The sequence below is a fragment of the uncultured Cytophaga sp. genome (genome assembly GCF_937863595.1).
Classification (GTDB): domain Bacteria; phylum Bacteroidota; class Bacteroidia; order Cytophagales; family Cytophagaceae; genus Cytophaga.
Genome location: NZ_CALMGQ010000129.1, coordinates 13,080 through 34,611, shown reverse-complemented (window position 1 = coordinate 34,611; position 21,532 = coordinate 13,080). Strand labels below are relative to the sequence as shown.

At 34.3% G+C, this 21,532-nt stretch carries 20 protein-coding genes; 3 read left to right on the top strand and 17 right to left on the bottom strand.

The window, feature by feature from the left end; translation table 11 throughout:
- Nucleotides 1–216: 216 nt before the first annotated feature.
- From Q0543_RS11270 to Q0543_RS11220, 11 genes are all read right to left on the bottom strand, one after another.
- The gene (locus Q0543_RS11270) at nt 217–594 is read right to left on the bottom strand and encodes a DUF423 domain-containing protein (RefSeq protein ID WP_299252826.1); all 378 of its coding nucleotides are present in this window, start codon (nt 592–594) and stop codon (nt 217–219) included.
- A 261-nt stretch (nt 595–855) separates the two neighbouring features.
- The gene (locus Q0543_RS11265; protein WP_299252824.1) at nt 856–1,521 is read right to left on the bottom strand and encodes a YggS family pyridoxal phosphate-dependent enzyme; all 666 of its coding nucleotides are present in this window, start codon (nt 1,519–1,521) and stop codon (nt 856–858) included.
- Nucleotides 1,522–1,651: 130 nt separating this feature from the next.
- Nucleotides 1,652–2,956, bottom strand: a complete 1,305-nt coding sequence (locus Q0543_RS11260) for a TolC family protein (protein WP_299252821.1) — start codon at nt 2,954–2,956, stop codon at nt 1,652–1,654.
- A gap of 11 nt (nt 2,957–2,967) precedes the next feature.
- Entirely contained in the window at nt 2,968–6,060 is a 3,093-nt protein-coding gene (locus Q0543_RS11255) for an efflux RND transporter permease subunit (protein WP_299252818.1), read from the bottom strand.
- Complete coding sequence (locus Q0543_RS11250; protein ID WP_299252815.1) at nt 6,057–7,136, bottom strand: efflux RND transporter periplasmic adaptor subunit; 1,080 nt, start codon at nt 7,134–7,136, stop codon at nt 6,057–6,059. Before Q0543_RS11250 ends, Q0543_RS11255 begins: the two co-directional genes overlap by 4 nt.
- A gap of 328 nt (nt 7,137–7,464) precedes the next feature.
- Nucleotides 7,465–8,331 (bottom strand): IS3 family transposase, encoded by an 867-nt coding sequence (locus tag Q0543_RS11245; protein ID WP_299252829.1) that lies wholly within the window; start codon nt 8,329–8,331, stop codon nt 7,465–7,467.
- Nucleotides 8,328–8,642 (bottom strand): transposase, encoded by a 315-nt coding sequence (locus Q0543_RS11240; protein WP_299252812.1) that lies wholly within the window; start codon nt 8,640–8,642, stop codon nt 8,328–8,330. The genes Q0543_RS11245 and Q0543_RS11240 overlap by 4 nt, the downstream gene beginning before the upstream one ends.
- Before the next feature lie 217 nt (nt 8,643–8,859).
- Nucleotides 8,860–9,288: an SET domain-containing protein gene (locus tag Q0543_RS11235; RefSeq protein WP_299252809.1), complete on the bottom strand. Its 429-nt coding sequence runs from the start codon at nt 9,286–9,288 to the stop codon at nt 8,860–8,862.
- A 14-nt stretch (nt 9,289–9,302) separates the two neighbouring features.
- Complete coding sequence (locus tag Q0543_RS11230) at nt 9,303–10,358, bottom strand: VWA domain-containing protein (RefSeq protein WP_299252807.1); 1,056 nt, start codon at nt 10,356–10,358, stop codon at nt 9,303–9,305.
- On the bottom strand, nt 10,351–11,199 hold the full coding sequence (locus tag Q0543_RS11225; RefSeq protein WP_299252804.1) for a hypothetical protein: 849 nt from the start codon (nt 11,197–11,199) through the stop codon (nt 10,351–10,353). Before Q0543_RS11225 ends, Q0543_RS11230 begins: the two co-directional genes overlap by 8 nt.
- Before the next feature lie 34 nt (nt 11,200–11,233).
- The gene (locus tag Q0543_RS11220; protein ID WP_299252801.1) at nt 11,234–12,124 is read right to left on the bottom strand and encodes a DUF58 domain-containing protein; all 891 of its coding nucleotides are present in this window, start codon (nt 12,122–12,124) and stop codon (nt 11,234–11,236) included.
- Nucleotides 12,125–12,180: 56 nt separating this feature from the next.
- Between Q0543_RS11220 and Q0543_RS11215 the strand changes: the two genes are divergently transcribed.
- Together Q0543_RS11215 and Q0543_RS11210 are read left to right on the top strand one after the other, a co-directional pair.
- Nucleotides 12,181–12,537, top strand: coding sequence for a DUF4296 domain-containing protein (locus Q0543_RS11215; protein WP_299252798.1), 357 nt, complete (start codon nt 12,181–12,183; stop codon nt 12,535–12,537).
- A gap of 171 nt (nt 12,538–12,708) precedes the next feature.
- On the top strand, nt 12,709–13,140 hold the full coding sequence (locus Q0543_RS11210; RefSeq protein WP_299252795.1) for a hypothetical protein: 432 nt from the start codon (nt 12,709–12,711) through the stop codon (nt 13,138–13,140).
- A 232-nt stretch (nt 13,141–13,372) separates the two neighbouring features.
- Here Q0543_RS11210 and Q0543_RS11205 read toward each other — a convergent pair whose 3' ends face one another.
- Nucleotides 13,373–14,104 carry an energy transducer TonB gene (locus tag Q0543_RS11205; protein ID WP_299252792.1) on the bottom strand — a complete coding sequence of 244 codons (732 nt, stop codon included), beginning with the start codon at nt 14,102–14,104 and terminating at the stop codon, nt 13,373–13,375.
- Nucleotides 14,097–14,681 (bottom strand): sigma-70 family RNA polymerase sigma factor, encoded by a 585-nt coding sequence (locus Q0543_RS11200; RefSeq protein ID WP_299252788.1) that lies wholly within the window; start codon nt 14,679–14,681, stop codon nt 14,097–14,099. Before Q0543_RS11200 ends, Q0543_RS11205 begins: the two co-directional genes overlap by 8 nt.
- Nucleotides 14,682–14,859: 178 nt before the next feature.
- Here Q0543_RS11200 and Q0543_RS11195 point away from each other — a divergent pair, with 178 nt between their 5' ends.
- Complete coding sequence (locus Q0543_RS11195; protein ID WP_299252786.1) at nt 14,860–17,259, top strand: Smr/MutS family protein; 2,400 nt, start codon at nt 14,860–14,862, stop codon at nt 17,257–17,259.
- A gap of 140 nt (nt 17,260–17,399) precedes the next feature.
- Here the strand turns inward: Q0543_RS11195 and Q0543_RS11190 are convergent, their stop codons facing one another.
- From Q0543_RS11190 to Q0543_RS11175, 4 genes are read right to left on the bottom strand one after another with little or no spacing between them, the layout of a single operon-like run.
- On the bottom strand, nt 17,400–18,737 hold the full coding sequence (locus tag Q0543_RS11190) for a TolC family protein (protein WP_299252783.1): 1,338 nt from the start codon (nt 18,735–18,737) through the stop codon (nt 17,400–17,402).
- Nucleotides 18,738–18,741: 4 nt separating this feature from the next.
- Nucleotides 18,742–19,866, bottom strand: coding sequence for an FtsX-like permease family protein (locus tag Q0543_RS11185; protein WP_299252781.1), 1,125 nt, complete (start codon nt 19,864–19,866; stop codon nt 18,742–18,744).
- 4 nt (nt 19,867–19,870) lie between these two features.
- Nucleotides 19,871–20,803 carry an efflux RND transporter periplasmic adaptor subunit gene (locus Q0543_RS11180; protein WP_299252778.1) on the bottom strand — a complete coding sequence of 311 codons (933 nt, stop codon included), beginning with the start codon at nt 20,801–20,803 and terminating at the stop codon, nt 19,871–19,873.
- A complete protein-coding gene (locus Q0543_RS11175; RefSeq protein WP_299252775.1) occupies nt 20,800–21,492 on the bottom strand; it encodes an ABC transporter ATP-binding protein in 693 nt (230 codons plus the stop codon). Before Q0543_RS11175 ends, Q0543_RS11180 begins: the two co-directional genes overlap by 4 nt.
- Nucleotides 21,493–21,532: the final 40 nt, after the last annotated feature.

The window sequence follows — 21,532 nt, the reverse complement described above, 5'->3', positions numbered from 1 at the left end:
TACCTGTAAAGTTAATATTTTATCAGTTACTCCCCAGCTTTTTTACCTGACCCAATGTAACCAGTGAACAACAATTTTCGAAGTGTTTAGATCTGAAACTATTTTGTTAAATATTGAAGTTTAGGGGATATACTTTTTGGGTACTCAATACTCCGTACTCCGTACTTTTCCCCTTCGTCTAGCAACTAGAACCTAGCAGCTGGCAACTAAAATGATCTACTTCAAAAAGCTCATACAAACTAAGATCCAGCCTGCGATCATACATACACCGCCTATTGGAGTTACAGCACCCCATTTTGGAGTCTCTGTTAAGCAAAGTATATATAGTGAGCCAGAGAATATAATGATGCCCGCAATAAAGCTATAACCAGCATAGGTTAGATATTTGTTATTAAACTGCATTTGTAAAATTAGTACGCCAACAATCAATAACGCAAAGCTGTGATAGAATTGATACATCACTGCTTTTTCAAATGTTTCTGTTCTGCCAGTTTGTAACAAAAAATCTTTTAATTTATGTGCACCAAAGGCACCAATAGCAACGCCCAATCCTGCGAATATACTGCCTGCGAGTAAGAATGTTTTATGTAACATGGGTTTTTAATTATGAGTTATGAATTATAAATTTTGAGTTATGAATGATATCTCGTTAAAGGTATTTCTAAAGATGAACAATCGTTAGTTCCGCGAACTCAGGCTTTCAGCCTGACATATCAGAACTAGGGTCATCGCCCCTAGTTAGAATGATTGTTAATGTATGTTTACAACTTTTCACTTTAAACTTTAAACCGACCACTGTTTACTGATCACTGACCAGTAAGCCACCTACCACTAAATCGCTGACCACTATAAATTTTATCTGCTTCCAAAGATGGCACTACCAATGCGCACCATCGTACTTCCTTGCTCTACTGCAATTTTATAATCCGATGTCATACCCATAGAACGTTCTTTCCAATCAATATTTTTTTTATGAATTGTATTTTTGAGTTCTTCGAATAAGATGGTTAGCGAATGAAATTCGTTTTTAATCTGCTCTTGATCTGTTGTATTTGTTGCCATCCCCATCAAACCTTTGATGCAAATATTTTCTAGCGAATCGAATTCAGAATTATTTAATAGATCCAACAATTCAGTCTTATCCAAACCGAACTTTGTGTCTTCTTTAGCGATATAAACTTGTAACAGGCAGTCGATGATTCGATTGTTTTTCTTTGCTTCCTTATTTATTTCTTTCAGTAATTTGAAACTATCTACCGAATGAATCATAGACACAAAAGGTGCTATGTATTTTACCTTATTGGTTTGTAAATGACCGATTAGGTGCCAAGCAATATCTTTAGGAAGTGCCTCTGATTTTTCAACCAATTCTTGAACTTTATTCTCTCCAAAAACGCGTAGGCCTAAATCATATGTCACTTTTAATGTTTCAACTGGATGCGTTTTTGTGACAACGATTAATGTAGTTGAATGGGGTTTTAAAAAATCTAAAATTGTATTTAAAGCCGATGTATTTACCATACTATATCTGTTACGAGTATGAATATCTTGAATTTTGACCAATAAAACTACAATAAATTCAATATGTAATAACTGCGTCTTTATTTCAACTGATATTTAAGTAAATAACAATTATGTGAGAACGAAATCATTAGTACTCCATTGCTCCAGAGATTCTGCTCAGATTTATTTCAGCTACTTTGGCATTGAATTGTGCATTGCTATTGCGTACCGTTGCATTGATGTAATTCAATTGTGCAGCCCTAAATTCAACGGTTGTAATACTACCTAATTTGAATTTATCTATGGTGATTTCTAAATTTTCTTTTGCAATGCGTTGATTTCGTTCTTCCATTTTCACAAGCACCAAACTTGTTTGATAGGTTTGGTAGACTGAAGTTAAATCTGATAAAATGGTTTGATTTAATTGTTCGTATTGAACTTCCGCACTATTTATTAGAATTTTTGCATTGTGTTCACTTATGTTTTGAGTAAATCCATTGAAAATAGGTACTGAAGCAGTAACACCGTAAGTTAAGCCTTTGCCAGAAGTTTGTGTTGCAAAGCCTAAGGCTGATTTTGAATTTGTGAAATTATAACCTGAGTTTAGATTAACTATTGGGTATCTATATGATTTAACAATTTTCAAATCCAGTTCTCTAACACGTTTATTAATAATAGCAGCCTGTAACGATGGATTATGTTTGAGTGCTTGCTCTTTTAATACTTCAATGTTCAATGTATTATCAACCGGTATTGTATCCGTTACCTTAAAACGTATACTAGGATCTCTGGCCATTAGTTGATTTAAAGTTGTTTGAGTATTATTATACAGTTCTTGTTGACGCAATAAATTTGTAGTATCGGTATTCATATCCACTTCTGCATTGAGAACTTCCAATTTTGCGGCCTTACCAACCTGATATCTATTTTTAGCAAAATCCAACCGTTGTTTTGAAATAAGAATGGCTGTATCGTAAGCGTATAGTTGCTGCTGTTGTTGCACTAAATTATAATAGGTTGAAGTAACCGAAGCAACATTTTCCATGATTACGACTTGAAGATTTTCTTTTCCCATTTTTTCAAGCTCTTGTAACTGGTCGTAGCGAGCAAACATCCCTAAGCCATCGAAGATCGTCCATGTTAGACCTACGCCATAATTTAAATTTGAATTACGCGCACCATCTTTTGATTGTATAGTTCCATCTGCACGTATTTGTTTGCTATCAAGTATGCTACCATTGTTCGTAAAGTTACCTCCAAGATAGGGGAGAGCGCCAGCAACACCTGGGCTTACATTATTTTTACTTATTTCAAGATCGTTTGAAATAAGTTTAATGTTGTAATTATTTTCCAATGTTATCTGTATTGCTTCTTCTAAGCTTAGTTGATTCTGAGCATTGGAATGTTGCAGTAAAATGAAAAGTGCAAATAGTAATACAATACCTTTTTTCATATCAATTCGTATTAAATACTTTTTTCTAAAGCGATTGCTTCTTCTAGTTCTTTGTTCTGTTTGTGTTCTTTCGACCACATGGCATAAATAGCAGGTATTACAAATAATGTTAACACCAACGAAAACAATGTTCCACCAACAATAACAACTCCCATACCAACACGACTTTTTGCTGCAGCTCCTAAGGCCAGTGCAATGGGTAAAGCCCCCAATGCAATTGTTAAGCTGGTCATAAGTATTGGACGTAAACGAGCTTCCGAAGCTTCGAGTATGGCTTCCAATTTTGGTTTGCCTTGTTCTTTTAATTGATTGGCAAATTCCACAATCAAGATTCCATTTTTGGTAACAAGACCGATTAACATAATGGTCCCAATCTGACTAAAGATATTCCACGTTTGACCGAAGAGCCATAAGGAAAATAATGCGCCACCAACTGCCATAGGTACTGTAAGGATGATGATAAAGGGGTCTATAAAACTTTCGAATTGCGCCGCAAGAATTAAATAAATAAGTAAAAGTGCTAAACTGAATGCAAATAATGTGTTCGATCCGCTTTCTACAAAGTCTCTAGATTCACCACCTAAGTCTGTCGTGAATGTATCATCTAATACCTTAGCAGCAATCCGATCCATTGCTTCTATACCTTCTCCAATACTTTTCCCAGGAGCTAAACCTGCAGATACTGTTGCTGACATGTATCTATCGGAATGGTAAAGTTGAGGTGGACTACTACGTTCGTTGAGTGTAACGAGATTGTCTAATTGAATCAATTTTCCACTGGTACTTTTAACAAAGATGGAGGTTAAATCAATGGGTGCATTTCGATCTACTAAATCAAATTGTGCAATAACCTGATATTGTTTTCCATTCATGTAGAAATAAGCAAAACGTTGTCCGCTAAGAGATAGTTGTAACGTTTGTGCAACGTCCAATACCGACACTCCAAGACTTTGCGCTTTGCTGCGATCAATGGTCACATTTAATTCAGGTTTATTGAATTTTAAATTAACATCTGTTGTAGAAAATGTTGGGTCACTTGCCGCCGCAGACATAAACTCGGGTATTTTTTCTTTTAGCTTCTCAAAGTTTAATGCTTTAATAATATACTGAACAGGCAGGCCACCTCTTTTATTCACAGCTATCGTTGGTTGTTCGGTAACCATAGCACGCGCTTCGGAATATTTTTTTGTGAGTTTAGTTAAATCATTTGCAATGTCTGTTTGAGAGCGTTTCCGTTCATTAGGCGGTACTAAGGATATAATCATTCTTCCGCTGTTAACCGAAGACGAACCATATCCTGGTGAGGTAATGACAAGGTTAACAAATTTTTCAGGGAATGAATCGTTTACCAATTGTGTCATTTCCTTCATAAAACGGTCTGTGTATTCATAGCTAGCTCCTTCGGGAGTAGTTACTTGCACTCTTAGGTAACTGCGGTCATCATAAGGGGCAGTTTCTTTCTTTATAATTGAAAAGAATAAAACGATTAGTCCAATACAGGCAATAATAATGGGGAAACTTAACCACTTTCGTTTCATAAATAAAGCCAAACTTTTTCCATATCCTTCATTCATTTTTACAAAAAATGGTTCTGTTAAATGATAGAATTTTGATTTTTGATGTACGCCACCTTTCATTAAGTAGGCGTTGAGCATAGGGGTTAATGTTAAGGAAACAAATGCAGAAATTAATACTGCAGATGCAATTACAATCCCAAATTCTCGAAATAGTTGTCCAACAAAACCTTGTAAGAATATTACAGGAAGGAATACAGCAGCCAAAGTAATGGAAATTGAAATTACAGGAATTAAGATTTCATTGGAGCCTTTTATAGCTGCTTGAATTGGGGACATCCCTTCTTCAACTTTCTTATAAATATTTTCAGTAACAACAATACCATCATCCACTACAAGACCAGTAGCCAATACAATAGCGAGTAAGGTTAGTACATTTACAGAGAACCCACAGAGATACATAATAAAGAATGTTGCAATTAGTGATACAGGAATATCAACTAAAGGTCGGAATGCTACGCCCCAATCTCTGAAGAATAAAAAGATAATAATGATAACGAGTATGAGCGATATTAAAATGGTTTCCGCTACTTCTGTTACTGATTGTTTGATGAATAAGGTATTATCAACAGCAATTTTTAGCTCAACATCTGCAGGGAGTTCCTTTTTTAATTTTTCTAGTTGTACATAAAAAGCATTCGATATTTCTAAATAATTTGTTCCGGGCTGAGGAATGATTGCTAATCCTACCATGGGATTGCCAGATTCTGTCATTTGTGTTTCTAAATTCTCTGGACCTAAATCAACGGTTCCTATATCAGAAAATCGAACAATTTTATCTCCTTCGGTTCGTATAATTAATTTTTTAAATTGATCCTCAGTTGAAAGATTTCCGAGTGTGTTCACACTCAACTCTGTATTTGCACCTGTAATTTTTCCAGAAGGCAACTCCACATTTTCTTTGCTCAATGCGGCTTTAATTTCTGCAACGGTAAGTCCGTAAGCCGTTAACTTTGTAGGGTCAATCCATAAGCGCATGGCATACTTTTTCTGACCATAAATTTGTACACTACTTACGCCAGGTATGGTCTGTAAACGTTGTGCGATTGAATTTTCAGCGTAATCACTTAATTGTAAAATATCTCTTGATGTACTGCTAACCGTTAAAATAATGATCGGTTGTGAATCTGCATCCGCTTTTGAAACAACTGGAGCAGCGTCAATATCTTGTGGTAAACTACGAGTTGCTTGTGAAACTTTGTCACGCACATCATTTGCAGCTTCTTCTAAATTTTTATCTAAGTTGAATTCAATCGTGATATTGCTGCTACCTTGATTGCTTGAAGAAGAAATATTACGAATACCATCAATTGCGTTAATGGCTTTTTCTAACGGTTCAGTAATTTGGGACTCAATAATATCTGCATTGGCACCCGAGTAACTGGTGCGGACGGAAATCGTTGCAGGATCTATAGATGGGTATTCACGAATACCTAAATAGGTAAATCCAATAACCCCAAAAAGAATTAACATTAGATTGATAACAATCGTAAATACAGGGCGCTTAATACTTAAACTCGATAAACTCATTTCGTTTGTTGTTCAACGTTTGTAAGGTTTACTTTTACTGAAGTACCTGTCTTCATAGACATTACTCCTGTTGTTATTACTGTATCTCCTTCGTTAAGTCCAGACAGAATAAGCAAGTCTTTATCGGTACGAGAAGAGGTTTCAATGATTGCTTCTTTTGCTTTTCCATCTTTAACAATAAATACCTTCTTGCCATCTTGAATTGGAATTACCGCCTCTGTAGGTACAAGTAGCGCATTTTTAATAGTTGTAAGGGGCAACTCAATATTTGCAAATGATCCTGGCAATAAGACTCCGTCTGTATTGGATGCTTTTGCACGTAATTGCAATGTGCGAGTAAGCGCATCAATTTCTGGCTCTATAGCGTAAATAGTTGCGGTATATGTTTTGGACGAACCGGCAAAGGTAAACTGGACTTTTGTATTCACCTTCATGGATGCAGCGTATTTTTCAGGAACAGAAAAAGTAAGTTTAATCGGATTGGTATTTACCAAATTTGCAATCACCATATCTGATGAAAGATATACTCCAACAGAAACATTTCTCAATCCAATGGTTCCATCAAAAGGTGCTTTGATGAGTGTCTTTGCAAGTTGTGTACGAATAATTTGTTCTTGAGCTTGTAAGGACTTCATTGCAGACAATGTAATTTCATATTCTTCCCTACTAATACCTTCTTTTTTTAATAATGCATTTGCACGTTTTTCATTTTCAGATGCTAATTCTACACGAACCAAGACCTCTGATAGTTGGGCTTGTAATTCTGCGTCATCTATTTTTACCAGTGCTTGTCCTTTTTTTACATTACTACCTTCAGTGAAATAGATATTGGTTATGATACCTGTAATCTGGCTGCGAAGTTGTACTTGTTCATTCGCACCGATAGATCCAGATACGGATATGGTATTTGAAAATTCTCTCGCTTTTAAAACAATACCATTCACCCCAATTGATTTATTAAACATACCCTTGGGTTTGCTAGAATCTGTTAATTCTTTATTTTTAACAATGCGGTAGTATATTAATCCTCCTATTCCTAAAAAGATGAGCGTATAAATTATATATTTCAATTTCATATTAGATTGTATTATTGGAAGTTCGTAAGAATAAAGTTAAGCATTCAAAGTTAAATTCTTAGTAGAAGTAGATGAATGAGGCTATTTATGGGAAGAACGTATGGATTTATTCGATTGTTTATTGAATAGTTTCTAGTTACTAGGTTCCTGTTGCTAGACTATGGATTTTGAAGTGATTTAAATGGGAATGATGTTGTCATAATTTTAGGTGTCGTCAACCAATTTTTATGTGTTTCGACGATTTCTTTGATAGGGTTTAAATGAATTCACTATCGTGCAGTATAAATCTTATGATAGGTGGAGTTGCAACAATAAACTGGACATTATATTAAGCGACTAATTTATTATTGGTTAACCATTGTTCCATTTCTTCAGGAGTTTTATATCCTAAAGCAGAATGTAATCTTTTTTTATTGTACCATATTTCTATATAGTGAAACACTTCTAACTTTGCTTGATCAATGAATAGGAATTTATTTCCATAAATAATATCGCACTTTAGCGTCTTAAAGAAGCTTTCTGCAACCGCATTGTCCCAACAGTTACCTTTACGACTCATGCTTCTGATAACGTTTGTATTGCTTTCTAATAAGGTTTTAAACTCTGTACATGCGTATTGAATCCCTCTGTCTGAATGGAATATTAATTCTGAAACAATAGGCCTGTTTTTTATTGCCATATTGAATGCGGCAATACTTGTATCACATGCTTTCATTGTCTTGCTTAATGCCCAACCAACTACTTTTCTGTCTGCTAAATCAATAACAGTCGTTAAATAAAGCCAGCCTTCCTTTGTTTGAATATATGTAATATCTGAAACCCAAACTTCTCCAAGTGAGCGAGCATGAAATTCTCTATTTAATTTATTCTCAGCAATTGGATATTTATGATTAGAATTAGTCGTTACTACAAACTTGCAATGTCTTATAGATTGAATATGAGCCTTTTTCATTAACCGAGCTACTCTTGGTCTTGAAATGTGTATACACGATTTTTTTAATGCTTCAGTAATCATAGGGCTTCCATAGGTATGTTTACTTTCAGAATGAATAGCTATAATTTTAGTTGTAATGGCTTTGTTTTCCAAGGTTCTTTTGGAAGCCTTCCTAGAAAGCCAGTTATAATATCCACTTCTACTTACTTTTAAAACTGTACACATCTTCTCAATAGGAAACAATTTCATATGACCTTTTATGAATTGGAATGTTTCCCATCGCTCCTGGAGAAAATGCTTACAGCCTTTTTTAGGATAGCATTCTCCATTTCACTTTCGTTAAGTTGTCTTTTTAAGCGAGTATTTTCAGCCTCTAAATCCGTCTGAAGGACTTTCCCATTACCAGGGAAGCTAACTTCGTTTTTCAAGCTAAACTCCTTACGCCACCTGTATAGAAGCTCTGGCCTCACATCTAACTCCTTGGCTAATGACACCAATTCAGTGCGTTTGTTGCTCAGTTCAACTGCCATCAGTTTAAACTCGCGATCATACTTTTTTCTCGTTTTTGACATATTCATTAAGATAAGAATTTTTAGCTTAACTTAATGTCCAAGTAAATGTAGCAGTTCCAAGGCAGACATTAAGAACTCATACTAATCGGGAAGGTGACTAGAATCTACACGTGTTCGGAAGAACTAAAATCGTCTGAACATTGCTAATAATAAAAAATGTGAGGTTGTTGCTTGTGTAAAGCTATTAATATATGGGGTTTTAATTTAACTCAACCACCTATGAACTATGCTCCTTCTTGAATTTTTGCCAATATTTTTTTCCATAGCTGCAAAAAATTTCTTCTCCCTTTTTGATTTTTTTTAAGGCAACCAAACAAACCTCTTCTTCATCGTTTAAACTAATTTCTGCATTATATACATAGGCTGTTTTTTTCAATCCTTGAGAATCATTGGCGTACTTGGCAAAACAAAAAGTATTTTTGGAATCTAAAATTGTTCCGTCAAGCATGTTGATGAAATATCCATCTTCTTTATTTTTAGCACGTTTAGCTGCTTCTTTATCAGAGAGCGATTCACCTTTAAAGAGTGAAATTACTTCATCTTTGAATATGTCTATAGATGTGAACAAGCCGTTGCCAGCATTTGGCAATTGTGAAGTCTGTATATACAAATAGTCCTTTTCTTTTGCTTCAATAGAATCTGGCATGAGGTAATTTCAATTTAATCTTCTAAAAAATTATTTAAAAAGGAAATTCGTGTTACAGTCCAAAGTAAAAAGAAAACAATAGACCATTTTAAATAAACTGTGTAATAATCTTTTATATCGGTATAATGTTGTTGTATGATTTTACCTTTTTCTAATAGGTTGATATTTTCGATAATATCTGTCAAACTCTTTTTATTGTACGCCCTGTAGAATTTTCCTTTTGTAATAGTTGAAATATTTTTTAACGTATTTTCATCTAATTTACTTTCAACATATTGTATGGTTCCATTTTCGTCTCTAAATTGATGCGTTCCATCTTTACCCAAGCCAATACAATATATTTTAATATTATATTCTAGACATAATTCCGCAGCTGTTGCAGGATCTAATAAGCCGGATGTGTTTTCTCCATCGCTAATGAGTACAATGAGTCGTTCTTGTGTTTGGGTATTTTTTAACCGATTAATTGCTGTACCCAAGGCAGAACCAATGGCAGTGCCTGATGTTAATTTTTTATTCTGTTTTAAGTCATTTAATTTATCTAATAATAAACTGTAATCATTTGTTAGAGGTGAAAGGGTAATAGCTTCACCAGAAAAAACAACAATTCCAATTCTATCAGAATTTCTTTTCTGAATGATATCTGTACAAATTTGCTTGGCTGCGTCAAATCTACTCGGGTGTATGTCTGTTATCTTCATTGATTCCGATACATCCATAACAAACATGATATTTATACCTTCGGTATATTGCGTATTTGTTTCATTACTTTTTTGTGGTCTAGCGAGAGACACGAGTAAGAAAGCAATTGAAATAAGTAATAGGCTATGAGGTATAAAGCGAAGTACTTGAATTAAATTTAAAGAAGAAGTATCTTTTTTATTTAAGGCTACTTTATATTTTTTTCTAAATTTATAATATACAAGCCAACGGAAAAATAAGAGCATTGGTGTACCTAAAATTGCATATAGAAATAGAGGATTTTCCCAGAGGTAACTTTTCAATACAAATGGCTTAAGCCAGTATTGTAGCGCATACCATTGGTTTATATCGTATTGAAAATTATCCATTGGTTATTTCCCTTCTTCGAATTTGGAATCTTCTATTTGTAAAGCGCTTTATCGTTTGTAAGGCATCATTGGAATCTTTTGTTGCTACACCACCATATACATTTCGATCAAGTGATTGTAAGGTAGATTCTAATTCTTCTTGATCGTATAAGCCAATCAATTCTTTAGTTGTAAATGTATTTATGGGTTTACTTTCAAGCCGTGTTAAATAATTTTTCCAAACGGCTAGCGTCTGTTCAATCATTCTTAAATCAGCTGTGCGTTTAAATTCTGCAGCAAGAATGTCATACTCACGTATGAATTTTTTGTGTGATGTGTTTAAAATAATTAAGCGATAACGTTTAATTATTATTTTACCGAATATTTTATATAATATAAATAATAAAAGAAATAGCCCTAGTACCGCTGCAATAAAATACGGGTAATTAAATTTTTGAATGGTGGATATGATTTGGGTATCACCAAGTACATCCTTATGTAACGTAGATTTGATTAGTCTTTTGAAGGCAACACTATCTCGTAAGGTATTCAATTTCAAAGTGTCCTTTCCTTTAAAAAAAGAAATAGGAAGTTGGAGGTATTGAATGGTATCTAAGTTGAAACTCGTTAATATATATTGAATGCTATCATATGCAAACAGTGAATCTGTTCGAGTAGGGAAGTATGATTTTGCGACATATTCAAATGAAGAAAAAGTATAAGCTGAATCTGGAACAATTGCAATCTGTTCTTTAGGATATGAAATTCGTAAATGATAATGAACAAGTTGGCCTACTCTGAAACTGTCTTCTATGAATGCCCCTTTAACAGTATAGTTTTCTTGTCCATGCGCAAATGTCATGCTTATTAAACCGAACAAGATAAGATATAGGTATTTAAGCACTTTTCTTATGGAAATTTCTTACTCTAAACAATTCAACCAATTTTATGATATAATCTTCGTTGGTTTTAATGCAGGTGTAATTTGATTCATTGGATTTGCTAAAAGTTTCAAGTTTTTCTTGTGTAGCTTGTAAACGTTTTTGCATTTTATTACGAAAAGTGCTGGATGAAGAATTAACCCAAATAGTTTTATTTGTTTCTGTGTCTAAAAGAGGAATAATTCCCATAGAAGGAAAATTCATTTCTCTTGTGTCTTGAATTTGAATCAAGACTAAGTCATGTTTTTTACTTAGGCTGGTTAAATTTTTATCGTAATTTTCATCAATAAAATCAGACAATACAATTACAATGCTTTTACGTTTTAGGATGGATAGGGTGTAATGTGTTGCTTTATTTAAATCCGTTAACTTAGATTCGGTTTCCAGTGAAAAGAGTTTATTGATGAGGAAATAAGCATGTTTAACGCCTTTGTTTGGGGCAACGTACAGTTCTTTTTTATCTGAATAACACACCAAACCAACTTCTGAACCCTCTTTTACGGCAGATAACATCAAAACACCCGTAATTTCTTTAATAATGTCTAATTTTGTTTGATTGTCTTTTCCAATATCTAACGACGCACTCACATCTACTAAAAAAATAATGTGTTGTTCTTTATCTTCCTGAAAAAGACGAATGTAAGATCCATGCCCTTTGGCTGTTACGTTCCAATCGATGGTGCGAATATCGTCTCCATACTGGTATTCTCTCAAATCTGAAAACTCAATACCTGAGCCTTTAAAGATGGAGTGATAGTTACCGTGCATATGTGAATGTACTGCCTTGCGGATTCGTACCTCATATTTTCGTAACTTGCGGATAATATCTTTTAATGAAACTTTCATCGGAACAATTTTAAAAATACAATAAAAAAACTGATTTTAGTAAAAATTCTATCGCTTTGAACTACATAAAACTAATAATTGCTTGTTGCTTGGGTTTCGTGCTTGCATGTAACTCTGATTCTATATCAGATACTAAACCTGCAGATTTGATTTCGGAAGATAAAATGGTTGGTGTATTGATTGACATGCATTTGACCGAATCGGCCTTGTCGCTAAAAAATTTCCATAGAGATTCTTCATTAAAACTATTCGCTTTTTATAAAGAAGATATTTATAAGAAACATCAGATTACCGAGGCGCAATTTAAGGACAGTTACACATATTATTCCGAACATTCAAAAGAATTTAATACCATGTATGCCCGAATTGTAGATAGCTTAAGTATGAAAGAAATTACAGGGAAATTGAAGTAGTGATGCATTTAGGGTATTTATTTTACTCTTCGTAGAAATTGATATTCTTTTATAGCTATATATGAAATGCTTTGAAAAGGACCATATTATAGGATGGGACTTGTTTTTTTGGGTATTTTATTTGAAATGTTTTAATTTTGCTTTGTTAAAACTATTTAAAAAAACTTTTTTATGAAAAAACACACAACTCTTTTAGCATTATGTTTACTTGGTCTTTCTGTTACATTTTGTAAGAAAAAAAAGGATGATCCTGCACCAACACCAGTTATTCAAAATGGATTTACATGGTCACAAGATAATGGGGCTGTTATCACAGCAGATTCTGCATTTTGGACTGCTGGTACTTGGGGAGCTGGTGTAAGAGCCTACAAAAATGGGTATTCGAGCTTTTTTGAAATAAATTTAGATAATTCCAATGTGGGTAATCATACGCTAGACAATAGTTCAACTTTTTTAAATGCGTCAGATACATATTCTATGACAGGTACGTTAGTTATTTCAGGAAATGCAAATAGTAAACTTTCAGGAAGTTTTGATGCTACAGTAGCTGGCGGATCTATTAAAAGCGTAAAAGGAAATTTTGGCAATCTCAGCAAAAGGTAATTTTATTTAATGCTCTGTTCAATGCATAAATGCATATAAAGTCAATAAATTGTAATTGGCATTAGTTAATTTGTCCGACAGGCTTAATCTGTCGGACATTTTTTATAGCTTATATTTTCAATAAAAAACGTTGTTTATTTTCCTTTTATTCAAACAGACAAGAATATTTTGTTTTAGTAGTTTTCAAAATTTCTAATATCTTTTTTAAAAAATGTAAATGTAATTATAATCACTAATACTCCCCAACATACGTAAATGGAAAGTTCACCGTAACCGTTGATGCAACAGCTTGGTTGTTTTTAACTGCAGCTTTCCAAATGGGCATTTTTTTAATTACGCGTTTAATCTCATTGCTAATGGCTGCATTAGGCGAATGGTAGATGGTAATATTTCCTATTTCTCCTGTTTTTTCAATTGTTAAATCAACTTCAATTTTACCAGAATAAGGCGTTTCAACAGCATTGTAGGGATACTTGATTGTAGAAATTAGAAAGGAATGTAATGCTTCGTCTCCACCAGGGAAATTTGCTAAATCATTGGCAACAGCTATGCTTGCAGGTGAATTTGGTGTAGTTATATGTGTAGCACTTTGTACTTGTGTTGTTGTAGAAGCATGAGAATTAGTACTTGGGATGTTTGTTGAAGAAGGACTTTGTTCTCTTGTAGACTCTTTTACTAGTGTATCAATGAGTGGAACAGCAGGTGTATTTTTGATCGTGTCTTTTATTTCAGTTTCTTTCTCAACGCTTTCTTCTTGTTCGTGTGTTTCAAATATAAATATCAATGCTACGGCAGCAATTACCGCAACAATGCTCAGTACTTTTGTGTTTTTATAAACGGGTTTGGTCGCTTTTTTATAGTCGAACATGGCCGCATTATTCAATACCTTATCGAAGTTTTTGCGTTTATTTATTTCTTCGTCGCTCGGTAATTGAGGGTTCTTTTTAATATCGTATTTACTCATCGTTTTTCCCTTTCATTTCTAACATCCATTTGCGAACTTTTTCAAGTATGCGGTATGTTTTTACCTTAGCATTATTTTCTGTCATCTGCAAAATTTCGCCCACTTCTTTAAATGCTTTGTTTTCAAAAAAGCGCCATTGTACCAATGCAACTTCGTCTGGCTTTAGTTTCTCCATACAAAGGGGCAATAATGAGAGATAGATATTTTCTTCATTATTTTCTTGCAAGTCTTCATTCAAAAGTTCTATGCTGGTGTCGTCTATGCAGATGGTTACGCGTTTGTTGTATTTTCTGAAATACATATTCGCTTCGTTGGCTGCTATTCGATACAGCCAAGCGGAGTAGGGTACCCCTTTAAACTCGTATGCATGAATGTTCGATAAGGCTTTAGAGAAAACGTCTGAACAGAGATCTCCAGCCACGTCCATATCATTCACTTTTCTGAATATATATAAGAATATTGTTTTATAATATTTCTCATACAAAGCGGAAAAGTGCTTGGGATCTTGCTTGGCTTTTTCAATCCAATGCAATTCATCCTCTATTTCTGCGGTATTTTTGTGGTATTTTGATTCCAAAGTCAATGGTATAATGAAAAAACATTGAAAAGATACAAAAAAATATGATTTTCAAGGCATAAGCTGTGGCGAACACGGCGCTTTATTGTAATTTTGTTGGTGGAACATATTGTAAGACTCGTATGTTTACACAGGTATGCATGAAAATGCTACATATACATTGAAATATTTGAATTGAATGATATATCCATCGGATTTAGAAAGTAAAATTGGTTTTGACCAAATACGTGAATTATTAAAAGCATCCTGTAAAGGAAGGGCTGCAATATCTATTTTAGAAGAACTTACTCCTTCCTATGATGTAGTTTCCATTGAAAAGGATTTACAAGAAACAGATGAGTTTAAAAAAATAATCGAATCTGGTTTATTATTTCCTGATCGTGATTTTGTAGACATTACAAAATTAGCAAACAAAATTCGGTTGGAAGGAAATTATCTTGAGATTGATGAATTGATGGAATGTAAATTATTCCTAACGACATTAATTGCTTGCCAATCTTTTTTTAAGAAAACAGAAACCGAACAATATGCACATTTACAAGAACGTGCCAATGCTGTTAAAATAGATGCATCTTTATATAAGTCTATCAACCGGGTAATCGATGATCATGGTGTTATACGAGATACGGCTTCGGACGAACTTCGCATGATACGGGAAGAATACCGAGAAGAACAAATAAAGCTTCGTAAAGAAGTAGAGCGATTGTTGCGCGTCTTTAAGAAAGAAGGCTATACGGTTGAAGATACAGAAGCTACGATTCGCTCTGGAAGATTGGTATTGCCTGTATTGGCTGAATACAAAAGAAAAGTACAAGGTATTATTCATGATGAATCTGGCACGGGACAGACGGTTTTCATGGAGCCTATATCTCTGTTGCCCTACAATAATAGCGTACGGGAATTAGAAATTCGGGAGCGCAAAGAGATTGTTCGCATACTGATGCAATTAACGGATTTTATTCGTCCGTTTGCAGATGTTATGATTGAAGCAAATGCATTAGTAGGATGGTTTGATTATCTACGAGCAAAAGCAACCTTTGCGATTTCTGTGCAAGCCATTAAACCAGCTTTACAAAAGCAACCAGTTGTTAATTGGATAAATGCTCGACATCCTTTATTGTGGTTGAAAAATCAGAAGGTGAAAAAAGTAGTTATGCCATTGTCTATTCAATTGGATGCACAACAACGAATTTTATTATTGTCTGGTCCAAATGCAGGAGGTAAATCTGTATGTATGAAAACTCTTGGCTTGCTTCAATACATGTTGCAATGCGGTTTGTTGATACCCGTAGGGGAGGGAAGCGTGGCTGGTATTTTTGAAAACTTTTTTATCGATATTGGTGATTCACAATCCTTGGATAATGATTTGAGTACCTATAGTTCACATATTAAAAACTTAACGTTTTTTCTGAAGCATGTAGATGCAAAAACGTTATTATTGATTGATGAATTTGGTAGTGGAACGGATCCGATGTATGGCTCTGCCATAGCGGAAGCAGCCTTGGAAAAATTGAATGAGCAGAAAGCAATGGGTATTATTACAACCCATTATGCTGGATTAAAAGCATTGGCTTCAAAAACGGAAGGATTGATTAATGGATCCATGCGTTTTGATACCGACCAGCTGATTCCTTTGTACATGCTGGATATAGGAGTGCCAGGTAGTTCATTTACCTTAGAAATTGCAGAAAAGTCGGGCTTGGATAAACGCTTGATTGAACAAGCACGCACAAAGTTAGATCAAGAGCAAGTAGATTTATCTATGTTGCTGCGCGATATTGAACGCGAGCGTACTACACTGCAACAAGAAATTCAGTCGGGTAGAGAAATGAAAGTAAAACATGAAAAGCTTTCAAAAGAGTATGAAGAGAAACTATTAGATTTTCAAGAGAAGCGGAAACGTTTGATGTTGGAAGCGAAACAAGAGGCATTTCACGTCATTCAAAAGGCAAGCAACAAGGCCGATGAATTGGTGAAATCCATTACGAATACAACGGACAAACAAAGTGCACAAAAGTTTCGTCAAGAAATACGTGAAGTCGGCCGTATCTATGAAAAAGCACTAGAACCTGAATTTACGCAAGCAGATAACGAAGCAATTCGTTATGATTGGAAAGCAGGAGATATCGTTCGTATTCGTAGCAATGGCGCTATGGGTAAAATAGAATCAGTAAAAGGGAAGTTAGCTATCTTATTTATTGGGGATTTAAAAGCAACGGTACATTTCTCTGAATTGGCTGTGGCAACTGCCAAAGATTTAAAAAATAAATCGGAAGAACGTATTCCAAGAAATAAGCCAGGTGGTGTTGACTTGATTCAAAAGCATCAAGTATTTACCATGCAGTTAGATCTTAGAGGGAAACGTACCGAAGAAGCCATCACATTTACAGATCGTTGGATCAACGATGCATTTATTTTAGGCATTGAAGAAGCACGGATTCTTCATGGTAAAGGAGATGGAATTTTAAGAAAAATGTTGCGTGAACATCTGAAACAATTCAAACAAATTGTTTCCATGAACGATGAACACATAGACAGCGGCGGTGCAGGGATTACGGTGTTGAATATGAGGTATTAAACTTAAAGCGGAACGCTTAAGGCTTAAGGCAAAAAAGAGCTATCTATGATTATTTTATAGATAGCTCTTTTTTTTACTTGAATAATTACTCTAACGTTATGGTTTATCGCTTTAGGCATTAAGCTTTAAGCGTTCTGCTTTTATAATTGTCCCAGCGCTTTCTTATAATTCAACTGCGCAACCAATACATTGTAAATACTTGTCAAATAATTATTTTGTGCACTTTGTAAAGAATACTCCGTATTTTTTAATGCGGAAGCAGTTAAGGTGCCTTGTTTGTAACGGTCTTGATCTAATTTCATGATCGACTGCGCCAAATTATAATTTTCTTTTGCTTGTTGGTATTGGTTAAAAGAACTAGAAAGTTGATTTCGTGTATTGATCGTTTCAGATTGAATTTCATAATTTAACTTTGCTAAATTATTTTTATTCTGAAGTGTTTTAAGTTTATAACCTGTACTCGTTCTGCTTTTTTGAAAGCCATCAAAAATAGGTATGTCTGCATGGATACCAACATATACAAATGGATACCAGGTGTTGGTATTGAATAATGTTAATTCCTTATTTTGATTTTGTAAAGATGCATTACCATATAAGTATACAGAAGGCAAATATGAACGATTCACTTTTTTAGTTTGAATTTCATTTAATCGCAGCAAACTTGATTCCATTTTGTATTCATATCGTTGTTCTGGATTCGTTTCAGTTTTTACTTCTTGGTTTTCATTTGAAATTAGATTGACCAATGAATCTGTTAAATAAAGATTTGAAGAAAACGGAATTACTAAAGCTGTTTTTAATATAAGTAAACTGTTTTCATGATTTTGTTTTGCAGTGATTAATTGATTCTGTGCATTGGCAACATCTAATTTATATCTCAATAAATCTGTTTGCAATAAGGTGCCATTTTTATATTCACTTTCACCTTGTTTTAATATTGTTTCCGCAGTTTTGACATTGTCCGATGTTAATTTTATTTGTTCTTCATTCAAAAGTACTTGATAGTATCCTTGTGTTATAGCTGTCTTTGCATCTATTTTATATTTTTCAAGACTAATTATATCATACTCCTTTTGAGCATTATTTGTAAGTTTGTCTCCCGCAACGGAAGCGTTAAATATATTTTGAGTTGCCGTTACGGACGTGAGTGTATTATAGGGCGTACCAAATTTTACGGGAGTATAATCTGTGCTGTTATTGATTGCTCCGGGTGGCAATAAGTTTGTTGCTAAAATAGCGTTGTATCTAAAGTCGATACTTGCGTTTATTTGAGGTAAATTTTTACTTAAAGTTTGCAAACGATTGCTTTCGCTAATTTGTATGGCAAGTTCTTGATTTTTTATATCAAAACGTTGGCCCAAGCCAACATCTATTGCTTGTTGCAAGCTTAAAGATAAGCTTGTATCTGACTGCGAAAAGGTCAATAGACTTATTAAGCAGAAAGGTATTATTAAACTGTTTTTTATAAATGCGTTCATAAGGTTAACCTCTAAATACTTGTGCAGGTTCTAATTTTGTGATGCGTCTGATGGCAAATAAACATCCACCCAATGCAATAAATAATGTGATACCAAAGAATGTTATTTTAAGCCATAGCGGGTATTCAAAGAATGTACCTGCATTTGCAATGCCATTTTTAAAAGCTGTAACCAGTCCATAGCCTAATAAAAAACCAACAAAAGCAATTATTGTCGCTTGTGTTAATATTAATCTCCGGATGTATCCGTTGGTTGCTCCGATTGCTTTTAATGTCCCATAATCCTTTATTCGATCAATTGCGGATGAATAAAGTGTAAGACCTATGATTACAAAACCTGTGATTAGTGCAAAAGTTATTAATGTGCCAAAAGATAAGGCTATACCACTTGATTTTAATACAGTAAGGATGGTTTGATTTTTAAAATTTTCGCTATCCCATGCTTTGATTCCTCTAACATGTCGTTCAATATTTCTTATGACAAATTCTTTTGAAACGGTATTGTCCCATTGTACTAAAAAGGCACTGGCTTTGTATTTTGAAAAACTAGTTAAATAGCGGGCACGTTCTATCGTTGTGAAGGAGTAAGCAGGCCCACCAAATCCACGAACGCCTTTCGTTTGTCCAGCTATATATACTTTTTTTCCATTTTTTACAAAATAGTCACCCAGTTCAGCTTCACCTAATGTTTTTTTATCAAAATAATCTACGATAATTGCACCTTCTTGCAACATAACCTCTTTGCTTCCTTTATATAAGTTATAAGGGCCACCATAGAAATAGGGTGCTTCAGAACCAATAAGTGTAATGCCACTTGATAAACCATTTTCAAATTTAGCGGAGCCTCCTGCAATAACAATCGGAGAAACTTTTTTTACACCCGGAACACTTTCTATTTCTTTTCCTAAACGAATATCAATGGCTGATAATGCATTTACATTTGTTGTTTTTGCATCGGTTACCCAAATATATTCACTGTTGTTTCGAACCAAGCTGGACATTGCATCTGTAAGGAATATAAATATCCCGCACTGTTGTCCGATTAAGAATACCGAAATAACAACACCAGCTAAGGCTCCAATGGACTTAGGCTTGTCGAACCAAATAAATTTTAATGCTGTAAAAAACATAGTCTTATTTTAGTTCAATGATGCATTCAACTCTGCTACCAATAAGTAGCGATTTTGTACTGTCTAATTGTACACGCACTTCACGTACACGTCTATCTTCTAGATTGTCTGCTTTATCTGAGAATAATGATTTTTTACTAAGATAAGGTGCAGCTAAAATTACTTTACCTTTTGCAATAACGATTGAATCTCCTTGCGCACGAACAAATGCAGATTGACCAACTTTTATTTTATCTGCGAACAATTCATCAATCTCGGTAATTGCCATGATTGGACCCTTTGGAGCGAAATCTGACAAAACCGTACTACTCGTAACTGTTTCTCCAAGTTTTGTATTTACCGATAGGATTGTGCCATCTAAAGGTGCTTTGATTGTTTTTTTATTTAACAAGGTTTGATAATACTCTACATCAGCACTCAATTCTACAAGCCTTTTTTGAGCTTCATCTAAATCTGTTTTGCTTGATTCTACGTCTAATCTCTTTGTATCAAATGTTAATTGCACATCCTCTAATTGCTTTTGAGTTATAGCTCCATCTGAAAATAGATTTTTAGCTCGACCTAGATTGATGTTGGCATTTTTTAAATTTGTTTCAGCAGTTTTAATGTTAGCACTGTTTTTTTCAATTACCGCTTTTTGTGTAGCAAGCTTTGATTGTGCTTGATGTAGTTGAGCCGTTTCTGTTTCGTTATCAAGTACAAAAAGGACTTCTCCTTTTTTAACAGATTGGCTTATTTCCACATGTATTTGTTTTACAATTCCACTTACTTCTGGGGTAAGTGATAAAATTCGTTGTAGTGGCTCTATATTCGCGATACCTACTACTTCTTTTATCTTCATTGAATCTATTTGATTCAATTGCGGTTTTTCTTTTTTTTCTCCTCCGCAAGCAAAAAGTGAAATGCTGCAAACAATAAATACTATTCTATGTATCATAAATTTTGACTTAAGTCTTTTAATTCAGTAACTATTCCATTTTTTACTTCCACAATTCTGTGCGCATATTCTTTCAGTCGTGGATCGTGGGTTACGACAACAACCGCTTTGCCATTTTCTGCTAAGGATTTTAATTCATTCATCACAACACTTACGGAATCTTTATCGAGTGATGCTGTTGGTTCATCGCATAAAATTATTTTTGGGTTAGTAACAAGTGCGCGGGCAATTGCGATTCGTTGTTGTTGTCCACCCGATAATTGTTTTGGAAGATTCTTTTTTCGATCAAACATGCCTACTTTCTTCAAAGCGTCTTCCGTTCGCTGATTCGCTTCTTTGTTACCGACCCCTTGTAATTGCAAAGGAAGGATCACGTTGTCGAATGCATTGAGTGGCGCTATGAGGTTGAAATTTTGAAATACAAAACCAATGGTGTTTAACCTGAGCTTTGCCATTTGACTTTGACTCATTGCATTGACATTCTCATTATTTACGGATAGCTCTCCTTTACTGGGGTAGATAACGCAACCGATTAGGGATAATAAGGTTGTTTTCCCAGATCCCGAAGGACCTATGATAAGTAATAACTCACCATCGTTTACCTTAAAATTTGTCGCTTGAAGTGCTGTAATGGTTTGGTCACCCATTTGATATTCCTTCGAAGCATTTTTTAATTCAGCAATTACCATACATCAAATGTAATTTAAGTATGTTTAAAAACAATATTAA